Origin of the sequence: Mesorhizobium sp. M7A.F.Ca.CA.004.06.1.1, from assembly GCF_003999135.1 — a bacterium.
GTDB lineage: Bacteria > Pseudomonadota > Alphaproteobacteria > Rhizobiales > Rhizobiaceae > Mesorhizobium.
This window is the reverse complement of the sequence record NZ_RZPQ01000026.1, coordinates 1-19,596: the sequence shown is the minus strand read 5'-3', so window position 1 is coordinate 19,596 and position 19,596 is coordinate 1. Positions and strand designations below refer to the sequence as shown.

At 62.1% G+C, this 19,596-nt stretch carries 20 protein-coding genes and 1 pseudogene; 12 read left to right on the top strand and 9 right to left on the bottom strand.

The features are described from left to right. The 3 genes from EN906_RS03610 to EN906_RS03600 all read right to left on the bottom strand — a co-directional run. On the bottom strand, positions 1-1,183 hold a 1,183-nt coding region (locus EN906_RS03610), incomplete at its 3' end, for a putative N-acetylmannosamine-6-phosphate 2-epimerase (protein WP_127375071.1). Positions 1,184-1,251: 68 nt separating this feature from the next. Continuing rightward, positions 1,252-2,001 (bottom strand): GntR family transcriptional regulator, encoded by a 750-nt coding sequence (locus tag EN906_RS03605; protein ID WP_127267075.1) that lies wholly within the window; start codon positions 1,999-2,001, stop codon positions 1,252-1,254. A 129-nt stretch (positions 2,002-2,130) separates the two neighbouring features. After that, positions 2,131-2,916 (bottom strand): IclR family transcriptional regulator, encoded by a 786-nt coding sequence (locus EN906_RS03600; protein ID WP_127267085.1) that lies wholly within the window; start codon positions 2,914-2,916, stop codon positions 2,131-2,133. A gap of 94 nt (positions 2,917-3,010) precedes the next feature. Here EN906_RS03600 and EN906_RS03595 point away from each other — a divergent pair, with 94 nt between their 5' ends. From EN906_RS03595 to EN906_RS03560, 8 genes are all read left to right on the top strand, one after another. Then, a complete protein-coding gene (locus tag EN906_RS03595; RefSeq protein WP_236382703.1) occupies positions 3,011-4,114 on the top strand; it encodes a succinylglutamate desuccinylase/aspartoacylase family protein in 1,104 nt (367 codons plus the stop codon). Beyond that, positions 4,104-5,042 carry a threonine/serine dehydratase gene (locus EN906_RS03590; protein WP_127267074.1) on the top strand — a complete coding sequence of 313 codons (939 nt, stop codon included), beginning with the start codon at positions 4,104-4,106 and terminating at the stop codon, positions 5,040-5,042. Before EN906_RS03595 ends, EN906_RS03590 begins: the two co-directional genes overlap by 11 nt. Before the next feature lie 158 nt (positions 5,043-5,200). Further along, positions 5,201-6,220, top strand: coding sequence for a sugar ABC transporter substrate-binding protein (locus EN906_RS03585; protein ID WP_013530435.1), 1,020 nt, complete (start codon positions 5,201-5,203; stop codon positions 6,218-6,220). 116 nt (positions 6,221-6,336) lie between these two features. After that, positions 6,337-8,880: an ATP-binding cassette domain-containing protein gene (locus EN906_RS03580; protein WP_127271525.1), complete on the top strand. Its 2,544-nt coding sequence runs from the start codon at positions 6,337-6,339 to the stop codon at positions 8,878-8,880. Positions 8,881-8,890: 10 nt separating this feature from the next. Next, positions 8,891-9,913: a Gfo/Idh/MocA family oxidoreductase gene (locus EN906_RS03575; RefSeq protein WP_127271524.1), complete on the top strand. Its 1,023-nt coding sequence runs from the start codon at positions 8,891-8,893 to the stop codon at positions 9,911-9,913. Between the two features lie 10 nt (positions 9,914-9,923). Continuing rightward, entirely contained in the window at positions 9,924-10,898 is a 975-nt protein-coding gene (locus EN906_RS03570; protein ID WP_024503985.1) for an ABC transporter permease, read from the top strand. Beyond that, positions 10,895-11,701: a creatininase family protein gene (locus EN906_RS03565; protein ID WP_127271522.1), complete on the top strand. Its 807-nt coding sequence runs from the start codon at positions 10,895-10,897 to the stop codon at positions 11,699-11,701. Before EN906_RS03570 ends, EN906_RS03565 begins: the two co-directional genes overlap by 4 nt. Next, positions 11,701-13,227, top strand: a complete 1,527-nt coding sequence (locus EN906_RS03560; protein WP_127276290.1) for an aldehyde dehydrogenase family protein — start codon at positions 11,701-11,703, stop codon at positions 13,225-13,227. The genes EN906_RS03565 and EN906_RS03560 overlap by 1 nt, the downstream gene beginning before the upstream one ends. A gap of 42 nt (positions 13,228-13,269) precedes the next feature. Here the strand turns inward: EN906_RS03560 and EN906_RS03555 are convergent, their stop codons facing one another. After that, the gene (locus EN906_RS03555; RefSeq protein WP_127272251.1) at positions 13,270-14,832 is read right to left on the bottom strand and encodes a GMC family oxidoreductase N-terminal domain-containing protein; all 1,563 of its coding nucleotides are present in this window, start codon (positions 14,830-14,832) and stop codon (positions 13,270-13,272) included. Positions 14,833-15,149: 317 nt separating this feature from the next. Here EN906_RS03555 and EN906_RS03550 point away from each other — a divergent pair, with 317 nt between their 5' ends. Next, a complete protein-coding gene (locus tag EN906_RS03550) occupies positions 15,150-15,668 on the top strand; it encodes a ferritin-like domain-containing protein (RefSeq protein ID WP_127268257.1) in 519 nt (172 codons plus the stop codon). A 135-nt stretch (positions 15,669-15,803) separates the two neighbouring features. On the opposite strand, the gene EN906_RS03545 is transcribed toward EN906_RS03550, so the two are convergent. Further along, positions 15,804-16,001 carry a hypothetical protein gene (locus EN906_RS03545; RefSeq protein WP_127268256.1) on the bottom strand — a complete coding sequence of 66 codons (198 nt, stop codon included), beginning with the start codon at positions 15,999-16,001 and terminating at the stop codon, positions 15,804-15,806. A gap of 133 nt (positions 16,002-16,134) precedes the next feature. Between EN906_RS03545 and EN906_RS03540 the strand changes: the two genes are divergently transcribed. The 3 genes from EN906_RS03540 to EN906_RS03530 all read left to right on the top strand — a co-directional run bounded on the left by EN906_RS03540 (position 16,135) and on the right by EN906_RS03530 (position 17,469). Then, complete coding sequence (locus tag EN906_RS03540) at positions 16,135-16,668, top strand: GNAT family N-acetyltransferase (protein WP_236382701.1); 534 nt, start codon at positions 16,135-16,137, stop codon at positions 16,666-16,668. 150 nt (positions 16,669-16,818) lie between these two features. Beyond that, the gene (locus EN906_RS03535) at positions 16,819-17,073 is read left to right on the top strand and encodes a DUF982 domain-containing protein (RefSeq protein WP_127268255.1); all 255 of its coding nucleotides are present in this window, start codon (positions 16,819-16,821) and stop codon (positions 17,071-17,073) included. Between the two features lie 69 nt (positions 17,074-17,142). Next, a complete protein-coding gene (locus EN906_RS03530; RefSeq protein WP_127268254.1) occupies positions 17,143-17,469 on the top strand; it encodes a hypothetical protein in 327 nt (108 codons plus the stop codon). A gap of 29 nt (positions 17,470-17,498) precedes the next feature. Here EN906_RS03530 and EN906_RS03525 read toward each other — a convergent pair whose 3' ends face one another. The 4 genes and pseudogenes from EN906_RS03525 to EN906_RS37700 all read right to left on the bottom strand — a co-directional run. Continuing rightward, the gene (locus EN906_RS03525; protein ID WP_127268253.1) at positions 17,499-17,831 is read right to left on the bottom strand and encodes a hypothetical protein; all 333 of its coding nucleotides are present in this window, start codon (positions 17,829-17,831) and stop codon (positions 17,499-17,501) included. A 2-nt stretch (positions 17,832-17,833) separates the two neighbouring features. Beyond that, positions 17,834-18,181, bottom strand: a complete 348-nt coding sequence (locus EN906_RS03520; protein WP_127268252.1) for a hypothetical protein — start codon at positions 18,179-18,181, stop codon at positions 17,834-17,836. After that, positions 18,181-19,401, bottom strand: coding sequence for a divalent metal cation transporter (locus EN906_RS03515; RefSeq protein ID WP_127268251.1), 1,221 nt, complete (start codon positions 19,399-19,401; stop codon positions 18,181-18,183). The genes EN906_RS03520 and EN906_RS03515 overlap by 1 nt, the downstream gene beginning before the upstream one ends. Next, positions 19,398-19,596 (bottom strand): annotated as a pseudogene (locus EN906_RS37700) (hypothetical protein); the annotation flags it as partial. The pseudogene EN906_RS37700 and the gene EN906_RS03515, both read right to left, overlap by 4 nt.

Sequence of the window (19,596 nt, the reverse complement as noted above, 5' to 3'; positions counted from 1 at the left end):
GACCGGCTAGACCGGACAGCAATCGGCCGTTGTAAACGATGCCGCCGCCAATTCCGGTCGAGATGGTCAAAAAGACGATGTCGCGACCTTGCCCGGCGCCGAATTTGTATTCCCCCCAGGCAGCCGCCTGGGCATCGTTGAACGCACAGACCGGTTTGCCGAAAACAGCGGATGCCCTTTCGACCAGCGGGTAGTCATCGGGAATGCCAAGGGTTGCCGGATTCAATGCCGACCAGCGTCCATCCTGCACCAGTCCGGTCACCGCAATGCCGATGCGGCTGAAGCGGCTCGACCAGGCTGACGTGCTTTGCGCGAGGGATGCCAGCCAGGCGTCGGGTCCAGCCTCTCGCGCGGTCCGCACGATCTTGTCCTCGATCACCGTGCCATCGCTGACCAGCGCGGCCATGGTCTTGGTTCCCCCGATGTCGATGCCTAGGACGGATGGGCCCAGGACGGATGGGCCCAGAACGGTTGGGCCCAGGACACTTGTGCCAAGGGCGGTTTGCGCGCCCCTCGCCGCATAGGCGTCGGAAAGCGCCTGGTGGAACCATGAGGTGACGTGCTCGGTACGGGTGATCGCCGAGCCGACAACCACGGCACAGGCGCCGGCGCGCGCGGCGGCAGCCGCCTGCTCAGGCGACCGGATACGCCCTTCGGCAATGACGTAGGGGGTCAGGGTTCGCATTTCAGCGATGAGGGCGATATCCGGATCCTGCGGCTCCGGCCCGCCGACATAGCCGGAAAGCGTCGTGCCGACGAAATCGACACCCGCGGCAAGGGCCCGGCGCGCATCGTCAAGGCAAGAGCAATCGGCCATGGTCAGCTTGTTCCTGGCCTTGACGGCTTTCACAAGCGCTTCGACAGGAACGGGACGGACACGCTCCGTCGCATCGAAAGCGATGATATCGGCGCCCGCCTCGGCCAGGGCCTCGACATCGGCCAGATAGGGTGTGATGCGCACCGGGCTGTCGGTGAGATCGCGCTTGACGATACCGATGATCGGCACGCGGACGGTCAGGCGGGCGGCCGCGACATAGGGCACGGATTCGATGCGCAGGGCCTTGGCTCCGGCTTCAACAGCGGCCCTGGCAAAGCCCGTCACGAATTGCGCACTGTCCATCGGGCCGCCGGGAACCGGCTGGCAGGACACGATGAGACTGTTGGCAATGTCTTCCCGCTGCACGTCGGCACTCCCTTGTCGCCATCACGATAAATGGAAAATACCAGATTACAACCAGTTCATAACTGGTATTATCTTTGCAGCTCGAAGACGAAATCGTAGACGTCTCCTTTGTAGCGTGTCTCGCAGTATTCCACGATCTGTCCGTCGGCGAGAAAGCAGCGGCGCTCGGTCATCAGCAGCGGTGCGCCCGCGTCACAATGAAGGTGCTTTGCATCCTCCAGCGATGCGCCGCGCGAGCGCATGCGCTGGATTGCCCTCTGAGGCAGGAAGCCGCGTGCATCAAGCGCTTCATAAAGGGAATCCTGAACCATCCCGGGCGAAGGAAGGAAGCGAACCGGCACGGCCGAGACCTCGACGGCGATCGGCGCGCCATCGGCTGTCCGCACACGACGCATGCGAACCACATTGGTATTGCCTGCAATACCCAAGGCCATCATTTCGGCCGGGGATGGGCGGCTTATCTGCTTGGAAAGCCATAGACATCCAGGCTTCAGGCCGCGCGCCAGAATGTCCTCCGAAAAGCTCGTCAGCGTCGAAAGCGATTTTTCGACCCGCGACCCGATCTCGGTTTTGGAACCATGCCGGCGATTGAGCTGCCCTTCCTCTTCGAGCAGCGCCAGGGCCTTTCTCACAGTGACTCGCGAGATCGACAGGGCTTCCGCCAGAACCCGCTCGCCTGGCAGAACCGCGCCGGCTTTCAACGCGTTGGAGCGGATCGCCGCCTCGATCGCCGATTTCAACCGTCTGTAAAGCGGCACATCGGACGCTGTCGCTTCCATTTCCCGACTGACAAGCCCGATCAGGTTCACGGTTGTCATTGCCCTTCCTCCCGCGCGAGAAGCACCCAGGATCAAAACATTCCTGACTGGACCTATACTGGTATTATCAATCCGGTGCAAACGGCCAGCGGACGGTGCTTCGCCGCGCCCTCAGCGCATCACGATCCCTTAGCGAACCCTCGGTGACAGCTTCATGGAGATGCGATCGCAGGCAGCCCGCAGGACCTCCAGAGTATAGGCATGGCGGCTTTCACGCGTATGGCGATTGATATAGGCGACGATGATGGAGGCGACGGCACTGCCGTCCGGCCCGATGACCGGACAGCAGATATCGGTGATGCCGACGAAGTCGCGGCTCTCGCGCATCCAGTAGCCGTCCGCGCGGATGGTACGAAGCTGCTTTTCCAGCGCGTCACGATCCAGCGGCGCCGGTGAATGCGCCGCACATTCATCGATCATCCGCGCTGCGACCTTTGGTGACTGGAAGGCAAGTATCACATGGCCGGAGGTCGCGTCGGTGGCCAGGCGGCCGTAGCCGAGGCGCAGCGTGAACGCCATGTCCTCGCCGCCGGGAGCGGCCGCGGTCACGACGGTCAAGCCATGATTGAAGACGACCAGGTGCGGCGACTGATTTGAGTCCCCGGCAATCTGCGTCAGCTCGGGCATGGCGGCGGACATGAGATCCTGAGCGCTCGGCGTGTGCAGCCCCAGCTTGAAAAGCTTGTCGGTCAACGAATAGGCGTCGGTCTCGGCGTTGCGCTCGATATATTGACGCTCCTGCAGCGCGATCAGCATCCGGAAAATCTCATTCTTCGAACGGCCGAGGCCTTCCGCGATCTCCTTCATCGTCAAGGGCGCCCGCGCCTCCGCCAGCAGTTCCAGGACATCCAGACCCTTGGTCAGCGCCGGGGCCGAATAGGTCGGTTTGCCACTCTCTTTTGCGTCATCTGCCATTCGAAGAATCCCCGGTGGTCCCGCACGATAGAGACAAGAAATCGGAATTGCCATTGGTTTTATATCCAAACTTGACACCATATATAAAACTGACATGATGACGGGGACAATGAATTTCGAGGCCGACCCGATGACCGTCCAGAGACCTGCAAACACTGTCCGCGCGACCATCATTCCCCGGAACAACAGTGTTTACACGTCCGTCGATTTCGATCGCGAGGGCAAGCAGATGGGCTTCTTCCATGTGCCCCAATCGCCGCACGACGATGCCTGGGGCACGGTCCGCGTTCCGCTCGCCGTCATCAAGAACGGTGACGGTCCGACGGTCCTGATCGAGGGTGGCAACCACGGCGACGAATATGAGGGGCCGATCGCGCTCGGCGAGCTTCTGCGCGAGATCGATCCACGGGATATTGCCGGACGCATCATTGCGATTCCGGCCATCAACATTCGGGCCGTCGAGGCCGGCACCCGCACCTCCCCGGTCGACGGGTTGAATTTCAACCGCAGTTTTCCGGGCGATTTCAACGGCACGCTGACAAGCCAGATCGCGGCCTATGTGCATGACATCCTGTTTCCGAAGGCCGACTACTTCCTGGATCTCCATTCCGGCGGTTCGTCCCTGATGATCCTGCCGAGCGCGATCATCGAGCCCTCCCCGACCGCGCAGGGGCATCGCAAGAACATCAAGGCGACGCTCGCCTTCGGGGCACCGACCGTTGTCATGGTCGACAATCTCGGTGAAACCCGGACCTCGACCGCGTCCGCCAACCACCAGGGACTGATCGTCATCGGCAGCGAGATGGCCGGCGGCGGCCTTGTCAGTCCGGATGCGCTGGCCATCTGCCGCAGGGGCATCCGCAATGTGCTGAAACATGCAGGTGTCCTGAAAGGCGCGCCTGACATCGCCCCTGGCGCCAACGCGCGCGTGCTCAAGGTTCCCGGAAGCGAAGGTTATCTGCTTTCCGAGGAGGACGGTGTCTTCGAACCCTTGAGCCCGCTCGGCAGTGCCGTCAGCAAAGGCGACCTTGCCGGACGCATTCACTTCCTCCACACGCCGTCACGCGCGCCCATCGATCTCCTTCACCCCATCGACGGCATCGTTTTCGCCAAGCGTCAGCCCGGCCGCGTGCGTCCGGGGAATTGCTGCTTCGTGCTTGCCAACGAATATCCGGAGGCACTGACCGATGAGCCATGAGGACATCATGGCGGCTGCCCGGCGCATTGCCCCCTTCATACGGCGCACCCCGGTCGTCAAGCTCGACCATGCCACGGGCGCAAACCTTCAAAATGATGTCTATTTGAAACTGGAATGCCTCCAGGTGAGCGGCTCCTTCAAGATCAGGGGCGCCACGAACCGGGTTAAAACGCTCGAGCCAAGCCGGATCGAAAACGGACTGATCGCCGCATCCGGTGGCAATCACGGCCTGGCCACCGCCTATGTGGCTGCCCGGGCCGGCGTTCCCGCCACCATTTACCTGCCGAACAATGCAAGCCCGCTGAAGGCGGAAAAGCTTCGCAAATGGGGGGCTGACGTTCGCTTCGAAGGCAATGTCTGGGATGAAGCGCATGAGGCTGCATCGGCCGAGGCAAAGGCGTGCGGCGCCTTCTACATGCATCCCTTCGCCGATGCGCAGATCGTGTCCGGTCAGGGAACCGTGGCGCTGGAGATGGTCGATCAGATTCCCGATGCCGACATCTACATCGTGGCGATCGGCGGTGGCGGGCTCATCAGCGGCATGTCCGAAGTCCTGAAGCACGTCAAACCCGAAGCCAGGATCATCGGTGTCGAGCCGACCGGTTCACCGACCCTTCACGCCTCCCTGGCTGCCGGCCGTGTGGTTCGCTTGCCCGAGATAACGACGAAGGTGGCGACCATGGCCTGCGGCCGCACGGACGAAAGCATCTACGAGATCGTCGCCAAGCACGTCGACGACATTGTCCTTGTCGAGGATGCGGACATGCAGAAGGCCGCTGAATTGCTCTGGTTCGAATTCGGCATCGCCGCCGACCTCAGCGGCGCGGCATCGCTGGCCGCCTTGATGAGCGGCGCTTTCAAGCCACCGCGCGGCGCCCGCATCGCCGGGCTTGTCTGTGGCGCCGGTGTCGAGGGCCTGAATGGCTGAGGTTGAGCAAGGCCGGTCCACGCAGACGCGGCCCTGACATGAATACGGCACGAGTGCCGCGAAATACCGCCGGAATGCCTGTCACTGGGACGGTCGTCGTGCGGGACATGAAAAAGAGGCGAAGAATCGTCCTGTCGCAACAAGAGGAGAACTGAAACATGCGCATTTCCCTGAAAGCATCCATTGCTCTGCTCGCACTCGCCATCGCGACGCCCTCGCTTGCCGCGGAAAAGGTTTTGGGGCTTGCGGCAATCGACCTGCAGAACTCCTTCTTCGTCCGCATGAAGGAAGCGGGCGACGTGGCTGCCGCCGACTATGGGGTGAAATCCACTTGGCAGAGCGCCGAGGGCAGTCTGGAAAAACAGGTCAGCATCATCGAGAATTTCATCAATCAGGGCGTCAGCGCGATCCTGATCGATCCGATCGACAAGAACGCGGTCATTCCGGTCATCCAGAAAGCCACCGCCGCCGGCATTCCGGTGATCACCATGGGCAACAAGGTCGAGGCCGGCTCGAACTATTCGACGCTCTATCCGGACTACGACAACATGTCGATGGTTGCCCGCGCGCTCGGCAAGTCGCTTGGCGGCAAGGGCGAAGTCGCCCTGCTTGTCGGTTCGCGTGGCAACTTCGTGTCCGACACGCGCGAAAAAGGCTTTGTCGAAACCCTGAAAAAGGAGTTTCCGGACATCAAGGTTGTCGGCATCGAGCCGACCGGCTGGGACGCAGCCAAGGCAACCAATGCCGCCCAGACCTGGCTCACCACCTATCCGGATCTGAAGGCCATCGGCTGCATCTCCGACAGCCTTTGCCTGGCCGCCGATTCCGTTGCCAGCTCGATGGGAACCCAGTTGCTCTACGGCGGCTATGACGGCGACGCCGAGATGAAGCCGCTGATCGACGACGGCAAGATGGTGATGGACGTGCTGACCGGCGCCTATCGTGTCGGCTACTGGAACATCGCCGTTGCCGCTCGTCTGGCCAACGGCGAAAAGCTGCCGCAGGATCTCTACATGCCGACCTATTTCGTGACCTCGGATGCGACGGCCGCGAAGCTCAAGGCGGATGGCCTCACCTTCGAATACATCAACACCGACAAAGAGGCGGTGGAAGCCAAGAACTATACCGAGCAACTCGGTCCCAAGGTTCCGGCGACCGCCATGACCCTGGCAAAGTAACAGCCTAAAAGCGGCTCAAGCGCCGGATGACGTATCATCCGGCGTCCCCTTTTCCTGACGATCGCCGTCGCCGCTCCGTGGTGACCGCGCATGATGCTCGATAAGAGGACCGACCCATGTTCCAGTCCTGGACCTCTCCGTTACTGCGGCGCAACGAACCGGTTCTCATCGCGGTGCTACTGGTCGCCATCGCCGTCTTCGGCTGGATCGATCCGCGTTTTCTGTCGACCGGCAATCTTGTCAGCATCGCGCAGCAGAGTGCGGTCATCGCCCTCATCTCCTTTGCCATGACGGCCGTGATCATCGCGCGCGGCATTGATATTTCCGTCGGCAGCAATCTTGCCTGCTCCGGCATCGCAGCGGGTCTTGCCTACACGGCAACCGGCTCGGCGAGCTTGAGCCTTCTCGCCGCGATCGGTGGCGGTGCCGCAATCGGTCTGCTCAATGGAACGCTGATCGGCTTTGCCGGCATCTCCCCATTCATCGCAACGCTCGCCACCATGGCGTTTGCGCGCGGCCTGGCGCTCAGCCTCTCCGGCGCATCCAGCATCGCGATCGCCGATCCGGTCCTGCTTTTCGCGGGACGCGAGACGATCGGCCTCCTGCCGGTCTCCGTCATCATCGCCGCCATCTGCCTGGGCCTCTGGTGGTTCGTGCTCAATCGCACGGTGTACGGGCGCTGGATCTATGCGGTCGGCGGCAATGCGGGCGCGGCGCGGGCCTCACTGGTTCCCGTCGACCTCGTGCGCATTTCCGTCTATCTGATTGCCGGCGCAACGGCCGGGCTCGGCGCGATACTCACCATCGGCCGCCTTGGTTCGGCACAGCCGCTTGCCGGCACCGGGCTCGAATTTACAGCCATTACAGCCGCGATCATCGGCGGCACGAAACTGTCCGGCGGCCAGGGCTCCATCTGGGGAACGGCGATCGGGGCGCTGCTGCTGGGCGTCATCAACACCGGCCTGTCCTTCCTGCAGGTGCCGCAGATCCTGATCTATTTCGTGACCGCGAGCCTCATTCTGGTGGCAGTTCTCACCAGCCAGCCGGAGAGTGTCGCCGCCCTGTTCAAGACCGGTGGCCGCAAGTCCACCCCGTCGCCCCGCAACATCGCCGCAACACCGGTCGGCAAACACAGCATCGCCTTGCGCGGGCTTGGCAAGTCTTTTCCGGGCGTCAAGGCACTCGATGGTGTCAGCTTTGCCGTCTCGGCCGGTGAGGTGGTGGGACTTGCCGGCGAGAACGGGGCCGGGAAATCGACGCTGGTGAAGTGCATTTCCGGTCTGCATCGCCCGGACGAGGGTGAGATCATGATCGACGGCAACGCCGTCCAGTTCCACTCCCCCAGCGACGCCAAGGGCATCAGCGTCATCCATCAGCATTTCAGCCTTTCGCCGGACCTGACGGTGGCCGAGAATCTCTTCATCGGCCGCGAACCGCATACCCGCCTGGGATTTCTCGACCGGGCCCGGATGCGGCGCGATGCGAAATCCATCATGGACGAGCTGTCGCTCGATATCGACATTGGCGCGGAGCTGCGAACGCTTTCCGTCGGGCACCGGCAGATGGTGGAAATTGCCCGTGCCGTTCTGTCCGATGCCTGGTTCTTCATCATGGACGAGCCGACCAGCGCGCTCTCCAACCGCGAGCGCGATCAGCTCTACGACCTGATCGACAGGCTGAGAGCTCGCGGCGCCGGCATCCTCTACATCTCCCACAAGATGGAAGAGATCTTCAGCCAGTGCGACCGCGTCGTCGTTCTGCGTGACGGGCGCTTCATCGGCGAGCGCCAGACCCGCCAGACCAGCGAGGCCGAGATCGTCTCGATGATGGTCGGGCGCGATGTCGGCGACATCTTCCCCTATCTCGAAGCGCAAGTCGGCGAAACCGCGATCGAAATCAGCAACATCTCCGATGGCAAGCTCTTGAAGTCGGCCACGCTCAGCGTGTGCAGGGGCGAAATCGTCGCGCTCGCCGGCCTGATGGGAAGCGGCCGCTCCGAGGTGCTCAGGCTGATTGCCGGCCTCGAGACCATGCATGGCGGCACGCTCAGAATTTTCGGCGGGCAGCAGACCGGCGGCGACACCAAGGCCGCCAATCGCGCCGGCATCGTCTACATACCCGAAGACCGGCACCTGGAAGGATTCGTCGGCACGATGTCGATCAGGGACAACCTGTCCCTCGCCTGGATTCGCGACAACAGTCACTTCGGCCTGCTGAGACCTCGCCGCATCCTGGCACTCGCCCGCGATCTCATCGGCTCACTCGGCGTGCGGCCGGCCCAGCCCGACAAAATGACCATCGAGCTTTCGGGCGGCAATCAGCAGAAGGTCGTCATCGGCAAATGGCTTGCCACCAAACCGAAGATCATCCTGCTCGACGAGCCGACACGCGGCGTCGACGTCGGCGCGAAGTCCGAACTCCATCACCTGATCGCAAGATTGAAGGCCGAGGGCGCGGCGATCCTCATGGTGTCGAGCGAGTTGCCCGAGGTTCTCGGCGTTGCCGACCGCATCGTCGTCATGCGCGAAGGCCACTCTGTCGGCACGCTGGCTCGTGGGGCGACGGAAGAAGACGTGATGACGCTGGCCTTCGGTGATCGCACGATCACACCGCCAGCCTGCGCACCCCGGCCAGCATTCAACCTTGCACCATGCCTGTAAGGAGAACCCTTTGAGCAAACTGAAGATCGCCATTGTCGGTGCCGGCTACATGGGCCTCCTGCATGCGCAGGTGGTTGCCGCGAGCCCTGTCGCGGAACTGTCGGCATTCGTTGATCCGAATGCTGCCACGGGGAGCAAGGCCGCGTCCGATTTCGGTGCCCGGCATTTCCGCGATGCCGCCACCGCGCTGGCCGCCAATGCCGCCGACGCCTATATCGTGGCGGCACCCGACACGCTGCATGAAGACGTCTGCCGCACGCTGCTCGATGCCGGCAAGCCGGTGCTGCTCGAAAAACCGATGGCTCACGATCTTTCCGCTGCCAAGGCGATTGCTAGAGCGGCGGAGAGAAACGGCGCGCGCCTGTTGGTCGGCCACATCCTGCGGTTCGACCCGCGCTATTGCGAGGCCGCGGCAGCGGTGAAATCCGGGCGGATCGGCGAGCCGATCCACGGCAGCAGCGGCCGTTTCACCAATCGCGAAGTCGGTCTTCGCATGAACGGAAACTCGAGCGTCTGCTTCTACCTCGGCGTGCACGACGTCGATGCGCTGCAATGGATCTCAGGTTCGGACATCATCGCCGTCTACTCTCGGCCCGTCGCCAAGCTCATGCCTTCGCTCGGAGTTCGATCCGAAGACGCGATCTTCTCCACCGTCGAGCTGTCGAACGGAATGAGCGGACAGCTCTATTTCGGCTGGACGCTGCCACCGACCGTTCCGACCGGCATCTGGGCACGCACGGAAATCATCGGCACGGAAGGCATGATCGACCTCGACGTGCGCGACCACGGTCTACGCATCCTGTCGCGTGGACAGTGGTCGCAACCCGACGCCCTGCACTGGCCGACCGTCAATGGCCGTATCACCGGGGATCTCTTCGAGGAGGTCCACCATTTCATTTCGGCGGTTCGCGACGACACCCCTTTCGTGATGCCGGTCGGCGACGCCCTGCGCGCCGTCGCCGTCAATGATGCCATCCTGCGCAGCGTCAAATCAGGCCTGCGCGAACCGGTCGAAGATTGGCACATCCGATGAGAGGATCCTCATGACCCGCCAACAGAACATCTGGTGCAGGCGCTTTCTCGACCTCTCGCCATTGATCCTGCTGGTCATCCTGCTGGCGATCTTCGCGCTCATCGACGCCCGCATCGTTTCAACCGCCAGCCTCATCAACATCGTCGCCCAGGCGACCCCGATCGCCATCCTGGCGCTTGGGGCTCTAATCGTTCTGCTGACGGCGGGCATCGACCTGTCCGCCGGCGTCGGCGTCGCCTTCTGCGCCGTCTTCATCGCCAGCCTGATCGACGGCGGCGCCAGCCTGCCGCTTGCCCTGCTCGTCGGCTTTGCCGTGATGGTGGTGATCGGCCTCGCGAACGGCGCCGTTATCGCACTGTTGAAGATACCGCCCTTCGTGACGACACTGGCCACAATGGTCGCGCTGCAGGGCGCAACGCTTGCGGTTGCCTCCAAAGGCGTCCTGATGCTGAAGGATCCGACGCTTCGCGCGGTCGGCATCGAGCGCAGCTTCGGCATTCCCAATGTCATCTTCGCAACACTGCTGATCGTCGCCGTAGCAGCAATCCTGATGCGGCACAGCCGTTTCGGGCTGCGTACCTATGCGCTCGGGTCGGATGCCGGAGCCGCGGAACTTGCCGGCATCCCGGTGACGAAACACACGATCCTCGTCTATTGCGCCTCCAGTATCTTCGTCTTCCTGACGGCTGTGATCATGATCAGCCGGGTGCCTGTCGTGACGCCCAATATCGGCGGTACCTCGCTGCTTCTGGACGCGATCGCCGCTGCCGTGCTCGGCGGCACCAGTATCTTCGGCGGACGGGGAACGGTGTGGGGCGCGGTCGTCGGCGCCCTGATCGTCAGCCTGCTGACGACGGCGCTTCGGGTGTTCGGCACGGACCCGTCCAGCCTCGAACTCTACAAGGGGGCAATCATCATGGTCGCTCTCCTGGCCGATTCCGGCATGACCTACGCCAAGGCCCGGCTTGTCGAGGCAGCACGATGAGCGAGCCAGTTCCGGCATTGCCGATCCCGCCTGGGTCCAGCTTTGCGCTGATGACCTCGCCGGATACGGAAAGACACGCGACAGCCGGCGTGCATAAACCCGTCGTCATTCTGCCGCTCGGCGCTGTCGAGCAACATGGCCCCCATCTGCCGCTCGGCGTCGATTGCTGGCTTGCGGAAGCGGTTGCGCTCGCCGCGGCGGAAGGACAGGCCTCCATGCGTGTCGCCGAACCTTTCGCCTATGGCTCGTCCGAGCATCATCGCTCCTTCTCCGGCACCATGAGCCTCAGCCCGCAGACCTTCATCGCCGTTCTCGTCGATCTCTGCACCTGCCTTGCCGAAGACGGCTTCCTGCCGGTCATGCTGAACGGCCATGGCGGAAACCGCGCCGCGATCCAGGTGGCGATCACCACCCTTGGCCAGCGTGGCATCGTCACCGCGGGTTTCTCGTATTTCGATCTCATCGCCGACGTGGCGGCGGAGGCCCTGCCCGATGCCGCTACAGGCACCGGTCACGCTTGCGCGCTTGAAACCTCGTTGATGATGCATGTGCTTGGCGACAGCGTTCGCCGCGATCTCATCCCGCCGGGCGGCACCCCGCCATCCTGGCCGGATCCTCACCTTTACGCCGCGCCGGCCGTCACCGTCTGGCGCCGTTTCGAAGCCATCCGCGGCAACGGCGTCATCGGTACGCCGTCGCAGGCGGGCGCGGAGGCCGGCAGCAGACTTTTCATCGCAGCCGTGGAACGCAGCCGCGCCGCCATTTTGAACATCCAATCCGAATTCGGCCAAAGGAACGCATGATGACAGTCCATTTCAAATCTTCTCTCGAAGGCCCCAACCTGCGCGGCATGGCGATCGTCTCGGAGCCGGAAGCAGCCGCCCGCATCGGCATCAACCGTATCGGCGGCGAGTGGATTGCCGGCAGCTCCGGCAAGTTCCTGAAAATCGACAGTCCGTCGACGGGCGAGCACCTCGGCTATCTCTCACTTTCCACCCGCGCCGATGTCGGCCGCGCGGTGAAAGCCGCCGAAGGCGCACGCGAGGCCATGCGCAAGATGGGAACCTTCGCACGCGCTCAACTGTGCATGCGCATCGCCGACGCGATCGACAGGCGCGCCGAGGAACTCGCGCGCCTGCTCTGCCTGGAACAGGGTAAACCCTTCCACAGCGAGGCAAAGGCCGAAGCATCGGCGGCAGCTCTCGGTTTCCGCAATGCGGCAGAGCAGATGAAGTGGCTGGAGACGGCGGCGTTTCCGCTTGCCGATGCCAACAAGCGCGCCTTCAGCTTCCTGCAGCCGAAGGGTGTCTTTGCCATCATCACACCTTGGAATTTCCCGCTCGCCCTGCCCTGCCTCTATTATCTCGGACCGGCCATCGCAACGGGCAACACCGTCGTCTGGGTGCCGGCGCCGACGACGTCGCTGATTGCCACGGCACTTGTCGAATGCTTCATCGAGGCGGGCCTGCCGGACGGCGCCATCAATCTCGTTCTGGGTGACGGTGCGGAGGTGGGCGACGAGGCGGTCGTTCATCCGGGCACCCATGCCATCGGCTTCACCGGCAGTTCTGTCACAGGCGCGACGATCGCCCGGCGTGGAGCGGGCAAGCCGCTTCTGCTCGAAATGGGCGGCAACGGTCCGACCATCGTGCTGGCCGATGCCGATATCGACATGGCCGCCGCCCAGGTCGGGGCCGGCTGCTTTGCCAATGCCGGGCAGATCTGCACGGCCACCGAACGCGTGCTGGTGCATAAATCCGTCCATGACCGTTTCATCGAAGGTCTCGTGAAAGCGGCCGCGCAGGTGAAAATGGGCGACCCTTTCGATCCCGCGACGACGATGGGTCCGATCAACAATGCGGTGGCCGTCGACAAGGTACTCAGCCACATCGCGGACGCCCGCGCGCGTGGCGCCGAGATCGTTACCGGCGGCAATGTGGCGTCGGGTTTTGCCACCAATCTCTATTTCGAGCCGTCGATCGTCACAGGACTGACCCGGGAAAGCCTGCTCAATGTCGAGGAATCCTTCGGGCCGATCGCACCCGTGCTGACCTTCGAGACCGACGAGGAGGCGATGGAACTTGCGGCGTCCAGCCCCTACGGTCTGTCGGCCGCGGTCTTCACCAGCACCATCAAGAACGCCTTTGCCTTTGCTGAAAGCCTGAAGGTCGGCATCGTCAACATCAACGAGATGAGCTGCTATTGGGAGCCGCATATTCCTGCCGGCGGCGCCGCCGGGACGCAGAGCGGCCTCGGCCGCACCGGGGGCCGGCACACGCTGATGGAAATGTGCGACCTGAAGACGATTACCGTGGATATCACCCGCTGACTCCAAGGCCCGCGCCTTGTGCGCGGGCTTGCCCTCGAGCTGTCAGATGGACCGGCGCAGGCTGTCGGCCATTTTTTCGCCAATCATGATCGAGGTGAGATTGGTGTTTGCCTGGCAATCGAGCGGCATGATCGACGCATCGATAACCCGCAGTCCTTCCAAACCGTAGACCCGGCATTCCGGATCGACCACGGCCTCGCCGAGCCTTCCCATGCAACAGCCTCCGATCCCATGCTGCGCATCGGAAGACTGCGCCAGCAGGAAATTGTCGACCTCCTCGTCGCTTGCCGTTTCGAGCCATGACAAAGGCAGATCGGAATCCCCCAGCAGGACGCGCTCGGCGATCGCCTGGATCGGCGCCTGCCGGGCAATCTCGCCAAGGTGGCGATAGGCGATACGCATGCGCTGGAGATCCATTGGATCGTCCAGCATGTTCTCTTCCACGAGCGGCTGGTCGAAAGGGTTGGCGGAACGCAGTTGCACGGTGCCGCGGCTCTTGGCCTCCATCAGGATCAGATTGACCATGGCCTCGCCGAACTGGGCGCTGTCGGACTCCACGCCGATGCCGCCATGGTTCATGGCGACGTAGAGAATGTCGTCGCGCTCAGCGCCCGGCACGCCCGAACTCATCCGCACACAGCAGTTGGTATGCCGCGCGTCGAGATCGGTCGCCTTGAATCCCGGCTTCAGCTTCAGTTCGATGCGGCAATAAGGATGGTCGAAGAAACCTTCGCCGACCGGCAGGTCGGCAAGCACCTCGATGTCCTTTCGTTTCAAGAGAGCCGCAGGGCCGATGCCCGAGCGCTGCAGGATGACCGGAGAGTGGATGGCGCCGGCCGAGACGATGACCAGCGGCGCCTCGAATTTGCGAACCTGCCCGGCCACGATGGCCAAAACGCCGATCGCTTTCCTGCCATCGAAAAGCACCTTGTCCACCGTCGCCTGCCCGATGATGGTAAGGTTCGGCCGGTCGCGGGCAGCTTCCAGATAGCCGTCATTGACCGACACGCGCTTGCCGGCTCGACTGTTGATGGGATAGGTGCAAGCCCCTTCGGCATCCGGAGCATTGAGATCGTCATGCCAGGGATGGCCGAGAGCCATCGCGCTTTGGCGCATGGCCTTGTCGACGCTGCCCCAGCTTTCGACAGGCGCGCGGTAGATCGGAATCGGGCCGCCGCTGCCGTGAAAATTGGCCGCGATCGGGTCATCCTCCAGGCGGCAGAAGAAGGGCAGCACGTCGGCTCCCGACCAGCCCTTGCATCCGATTTCCTCCCAGCGGTCGAATGCATGGAGCACACCGCGAATGGCAATCTGCCCATTGACGGCCGTCGAACCGCCAAGCCCCTTGCCGCGCCAGTAGACCCGGTGTTCCTGCCGCTTCGTGCGACGAGCCATCAGGTCGGGATACATGTATTGTTGCTGAAAATGGTCGGGAAGCAGCAGGTTGAAGGGATTTGGGCTCGCCATCTCGGCAGGTTGCTCGCCGCTCCGGTAGTCCGGCCCCGCTTCCAGCAAAAGCACGTTCGTGGCAGCATCTTCGGTTAGCCGGGCAGCAAGAACAGCTCCGGCTGCGCCGGCTCCGATAACGATGACATCAAAGGGCATGCCGCACTCCCTACATCCGATCAATGCACGGCTGACTCGACCGCGACATCATGTTGATTTCATTTGGGCACGATCATCTGCTGGCATTCAGGCTCAGCGATGTACGCCGGAACCAACCACCTTAGCCGCGCTGCACGACTGCAAGATCATCATGATTTGTTTTATATGTAAATATGATTTCGTATATGAACTCCCATCTACTCCATATGGCGTGCTGCCCCTTCCGAGTCGCGCCCAGGGAACAACTGCTTCCATGGAAAGTTAGTCCATGGCTACACCGCCGGTGAGCTTTCATGACAATCCAAGGGAGACAAATCATGGCGACTGCAAAAAGAGCGACGACAAAAGGACTGGAGGCTTTGTTCCTCGATGGGCTGAAGGACATTTACTACGCTGAAAAGAAGATACTCAAAGCCTTGCCGAAGATGGCAAAGGGCGCCGAATCCGAGGAGGTGGCCGCGGCCTTTGAGAAACATCGCATGGAAACCGAAGGCCAGGTCGATCGGCTCGAGCAAGTGTTCGAACTTATGGACAAACCGGCCCGCGGCAAGACCTGTCCGGCGATCGACGGCATTCTTGAGGAAGGGTCGGAAATTCTCGACGAATACAAGGGTGACCCGGCGCTGGATGCAGGACTGGTCGGCGCGGCACAGGCCGTCGAGCACTATGAAATCGCGCGCTATGGCACGTTGGTCGCGTGGGCTGAACAGCTTGGCAAGAGCGACGTGGTCAAGCTCCTCAACGAGACATTGAAAGAGGAGGTCGCGACGGACGAAGCGCTTTCCGGGCTGGGCGAAGGCGGTGTCAATGAGCGCGCCCTGCAGCAAGCTGCCTGACTGGGCGTCGTCGCCCCGGCGCCAAGCCGCCGGGCGACTTCGCGACCCGGCCTCGCGCCCTCTTCGTCGGTACCCTTCAGATGCAATCAGACCCACCCCGATACTTCGGGGTGGGTCTGCTGAAATCACACGCGATCAGCGGTTTTTGTGGCTTTGTTCGCCAGCTTTCACATGCTGTTCGTGGGTTCCACCACGCATGCCGGATCCATCGCCCTGCTGCCGTTGACCACCACCAGAGGCCTGCTGTTGCTGACGGTTTTTGTTGTCGGCGTTCTTGTGGCTCTGCTGGCCTGCCTTCACGTGCTGTTCGTGGCTACCACCTTGATTAGGCATTGTTCTTCTCCTTCACAATCGGCGAGGCGACAACCGCCTCGATTGCCTAAGACGAGTCAGGCGCGAACGTTCCCTCACGTAATATTTTGTGAAAACCATCAGACAAAGCCCACGGCGTTCGAAGGCGCCCGAGATGGATGCCGGATTTATTTCTGGCGTTGGCAACGAGTTCATCTTGGCCGTGACCGACGTTGCCGGCGGATCTCATGCCTGTGCCCACCAGGAGGAAAAATGCATGTCATTCCGATCCGAGAGATTTACAACCACTTTGACCTATAGCGACGATGAAAGAGCGCAGGCCGCCGCAGCGCTCTATCAATACAACATCGCACAGACCGGGATCGACGACCGAGCTGATATCGGAGCGGAGCTTCGCGACCAGTCAGGAAAGACCTGGGGCGGGCTTTGGGGCAGGACGGAGCTTGGGCTCCTGTTTCTCGACATGTTCTTCCTGCCTGAGCAGTTGCGTGGCCAATCCTTTGGCTCACAACTTCTCACGACGATCGAGGAAGAAGCCATCCGGCGGGGCTGCAAGAAGGCCGTCGTGGAGACGAGCAGTTTCCAGGCGCCGCTATTCTACATGCAGCACGGGTTCGAGGAATTCGGCAAAGTCGAATTCGGGATCCCTGGACATGCCCGAGTCTTCCTTCGGAAAGATCTGCTGTAAGTCTTGGGACAGGGCGCACGGATGGCCATCGGCTAGTTGTTTCAAACGCCAGATGCTCTGGAACAAATCGACGAGTGCGGAGTTAAACGCGTCGCGACGCGCAGTCTTGCAGCGACGTGTCGAATAGAGTGCATCCCGCTGGAGAGGCATGTGCGTACTGGACATTTCAGAAAGCCGATTATCATTCAACCTGGCCGGATAGACCGCGACAGGGTTGTGGTTTCGGTGTCGGACGCAGCCGAAGTGCTGCTGCGGGACTGGCCAAAGCCGACATCCGAGAGGCGTCTTGCCGCGATCAGAGCGTGCCTTGCCGTCATGCGAGGCGAAAAGCCTACAAGGACCGCACGACAGGCGTTCATCGTTGCGGCCAAGGACGCCAAGATTCTGCTGAGCGAGCAAGTCTGACCGTGGTGGGTCGCCTCGCCGGTGCCTGCAAGTGCGACTCTGCCGAGATTGGTTCGAAAGGGAGAAATCATGATCAAGGTTTCAAGTCCCACGCCTGCCGCGGCCAGAAGCGAAGTTCAGGCAGGAGCAACGCAGGACAAAACGCCGGGGTTCGATCCCGCCATTGCCCCGCTTGAGACAGACGCCGAGGCCGCGGACACGCAAAATTCGGTCGCTGGGACAAGTCCGCCGCGCACTCGCCCAAAATTCGAAAACGATGCCAGCTTTGCCAATGCCATGCGCCCGGTCGAAGGCGAGCCGGAACTGCGGCCCGGCGGCAACTGGCCGGTGTTGGTAATTGCAGCTGTCGTTTTGATAGCAGCCGTGGTTTTCCTGACGGCAGGCATGCTGCGCTGAGAATGATCCCGACGATGCGGCACCACGACCTATTCCTGGAGGTCTGGTGCGCCCTTCATGCCCGAGAGTTCGGTCATTGGGCACAGCAGCCGCGGTCGCGCGGGATCGGAAATGTCGAGCTTGTTCCAAGGGATGCGATATAGACCGCCGCGGCGGCGCAATCGGAAAAGATCCAGCACTGCCACGCCTATGGCCGAGGCCGAGAGGCGCTCGAAAGCGGCGTAGACCCCGACATGGATTTCGGTGACGACGAAATCGTCACCATCCCGTTCGGCGTGGATCTCCTCGATATAGCCGACATTCTTGCCGCGCTGCGAGAGTACGCGTCGCCCAGCCAGATGCTCAAGATTGACGGTGGTCATCATCAAGCTCCCGGAATGCGCCCGATGACATGGTCGCGCAACCAGTCCTGCCAGGCGAAGATCGACGTTTCTCGCACATCGATGTCGAACTCGATATCGATGCCGATATCTTTTACCTTGTGCCAGGCGATCCGATGGGGCTCGCCATGCTGCTTGACCGCGAGCCGCGCCATCCACCGCCCAGGCCGTGCGCCGAGGCGACGTGCCAGGGTGATGGAGCCGAGCTCGATGGCAATGATCCGAGGCGGCTTGCCAGGCCGTAACTCCGCCACCAGCCCGTCGACCTTGCCGATCTTGATCTGCTCGCGGTCGACCACCTGCTTGTCGAGGAGATCACGCAGCAACTTCATCATGTGCCTCCGAATATCTGCAGCGGGATGGTCACCACCGCCAGTACGAAGCCGAGCGCGATGATGAAGATGACGGCGGCATTCGACAAAATGCCATTGCGATGCTCGCCGACATAACGTTTGTCGTTCAGCAGAAACAGAAATGGGACGACCGTCAGCGGCAGGCTGGCTGCCGTCAGCGCCATGGAGAAGATGGTGAGCCTCAGCGGATCGAGACCAAGCGCGATGGGAATAGCCGCCAAAAGCAATGATATCGTGTAGGTGGCGCTGAAACCCGGATCGTCGCGCGGCTTGCGATCCTCGCCCCAATTCCAGCCGAAACCCTGGGCCACAAGATAGGCCTGTTGCAACCCGACCTCTAGTGCGGCGCCGAAGCAGGCAATGGCGAGGGAGGCAACAAACAGCACGAAGCCCCAGAAGCCGAATATAGGTATCAGCATCAACGGCAACTGGTGATAGTCATCCACTTGGGTGACGCCATGCGTGGCGAGCACGAGAGCGGCCACGATCAACACGCCGATCGAGATGGTCCCCCCGAAAGTCATGCCCAACCCCGCTATGGCCCGGTTGGCTCCGAGATAGCTTTTGTCCCACCGGTCCTCGATGGCCCCCGAGGAATAGAACATGAAGAGGTAGGGCGATATCGAGGCGCCGAGAATGCTGACCGCCATGAACCAGTAATTGGCGGCATCGTGGACCGGCAGCGAAGGCACGGCGCCCCTTGCGACTGCCGTCCAATCGGGTCTCAGCATCACCGCTCCGACGACGAAACACAGCGTCACCAGACCGAGAATAGATACGCCCTTCTCGATGAAGCCGAACGTGCCTTTCCAAAGCAGCAGCCACGCCAGCAAAGCCACCGGCAGTGCCCACCACTGGAAGCCTATGCCGGTGGCAAATTCGAGTGCAATGGCGACGCCGCCGATCTCGGCGGACAGCACCAGGAAATTGACCAGCAGGGCGGCAAGCAACGGCCATAGAAAGACGTTGAAGCCGAATCTCTCGCGGATGCCGTCGGAGATCGTGTGATGGCTCACGGCCGCGAACCGGCCGGACATTTCGACAAGGAAGATGATGCAGATGGTGCCGAGCACCACCGCCCAGATCAACTGGAAGCCAAACATCGCGCCTGCCTGCGCCGCTGTCGCCATGGACCCAACTTCGAGGAAGCCGCCGACGCTGGTGACGACGCCGAGGGATATTTCCATGAGCTTCTTCATGGCTTTGGCGCGAAGTATTTGGCGTAGGCGGTAGCGAGCGAACGCGACGCCAGCCGTATATCCTGTTGCGCATCTTGGACTTCCGGCCGGTCGCCCGCCTGCAATCCGGCCTCTGCACGCGCCACCGCGACCGACAAATCGTTGACTGCCTTCGTCAGCGAAGCTTGCTCGGCGGGTTCACTGGTTTCGGCGGAC

Excerpts from the sequence above, each read along its gene's own strand:
- EN906_RS03605 (WP_127267075.1), bottom strand. The coding sequence starts at position 2,001 with ATGACAACCGTGAACCTGATCGGGCTTGTCAGTCGGGAAATGGAAGCG.
- EN906_RS03600 (WP_127267085.1), bottom strand. The coding sequence starts at position 2,916 with ATGGCAGATGACGCAAAAGAGAGTGGCAAACCGACCTATTCGGCCCCG.
- EN906_RS03595 (WP_236382703.1), top strand. The coding sequence starts at position 3,011 with ATGATGACGGGGACAATGAATTTCGAGGCCGACCCGATGACCGTCCAG.
- EN906_RS03590 (WP_127267074.1), top strand. The coding sequence starts at position 4,104 with ATGAGCCATGAGGACATCATGGCGGCTGCCCGGCGCATTGCCCCCTTC.
- EN906_RS03585 (WP_013530435.1), top strand. The coding sequence starts at position 5,201 with ATGCGCATTTCCCTGAAAGCATCCATTGCTCTGCTCGCACTCGCCATC.
- EN906_RS03580 (WP_127271525.1), top strand. The coding sequence starts at position 6,337 with ATGTTCCAGTCCTGGACCTCTCCGTTACTGCGGCGCAACGAACCGGTT.
- EN906_RS03570 (WP_024503985.1), top strand. The coding sequence starts at position 9,924 with ATGACCCGCCAACAGAACATCTGGTGCAGGCGCTTTCTCGACCTCTCG.
- EN906_RS03565 (WP_127271522.1), top strand. The coding sequence starts at position 10,895 with ATGAGCGAGCCAGTTCCGGCATTGCCGATCCCGCCTGGGTCCAGCTTT.
- EN906_RS03560 (WP_127276290.1), top strand. The coding sequence starts at position 11,701 with ATGACAGTCCATTTCAAATCTTCTCTCGAAGGCCCCAACCTGCGCGGC.
- EN906_RS03555 (WP_127272251.1), bottom strand. The coding sequence starts at position 14,832 with ATGCCCTTTGATGTCATCGTTATCGGAGCCGGCGCAGCCGGAGCTGTT.
- EN906_RS03550 (WP_127268257.1), top strand. The coding sequence starts at position 15,150 with ATGGCGACTGCAAAAAGAGCGACGACAAAAGGACTGGAGGCTTTGTTC.
- EN906_RS03545 (WP_127268256.1), bottom strand. The coding sequence starts at position 16,001 with ATGCCTAATCAAGGTGGTAGCCACGAACAGCACGTGAAGGCAGGCCAG.
- EN906_RS03540 (WP_236382701.1), top strand. The coding sequence starts at position 16,135 with ATGGATGCCGGATTTATTTCTGGCGTTGGCAACGAGTTCATCTTGGCC.
- EN906_RS03530 (WP_127268254.1), top strand. The coding sequence starts at position 17,143 with ATGATCAAGGTTTCAAGTCCCACGCCTGCCGCGGCCAGAAGCGAAGTT.
- EN906_RS03525 (WP_127268253.1), bottom strand. The coding sequence starts at position 17,831 with ATGACCACCGTCAATCTTGAGCATCTGGCTGGGCGACGCGTACTCTCG.
- EN906_RS03520 (WP_127268252.1), bottom strand. The coding sequence starts at position 18,181 with ATGAAGTTGCTGCGTGATCTCCTCGACAAGCAGGTGGTCGACCGCGAG.
- EN906_RS03515 (WP_127268251.1), bottom strand. The coding sequence starts at position 19,401 with ATGAAGAAGCTCATGGAAATATCCCTCGGCGTCGTCACCAGCGTCGGC.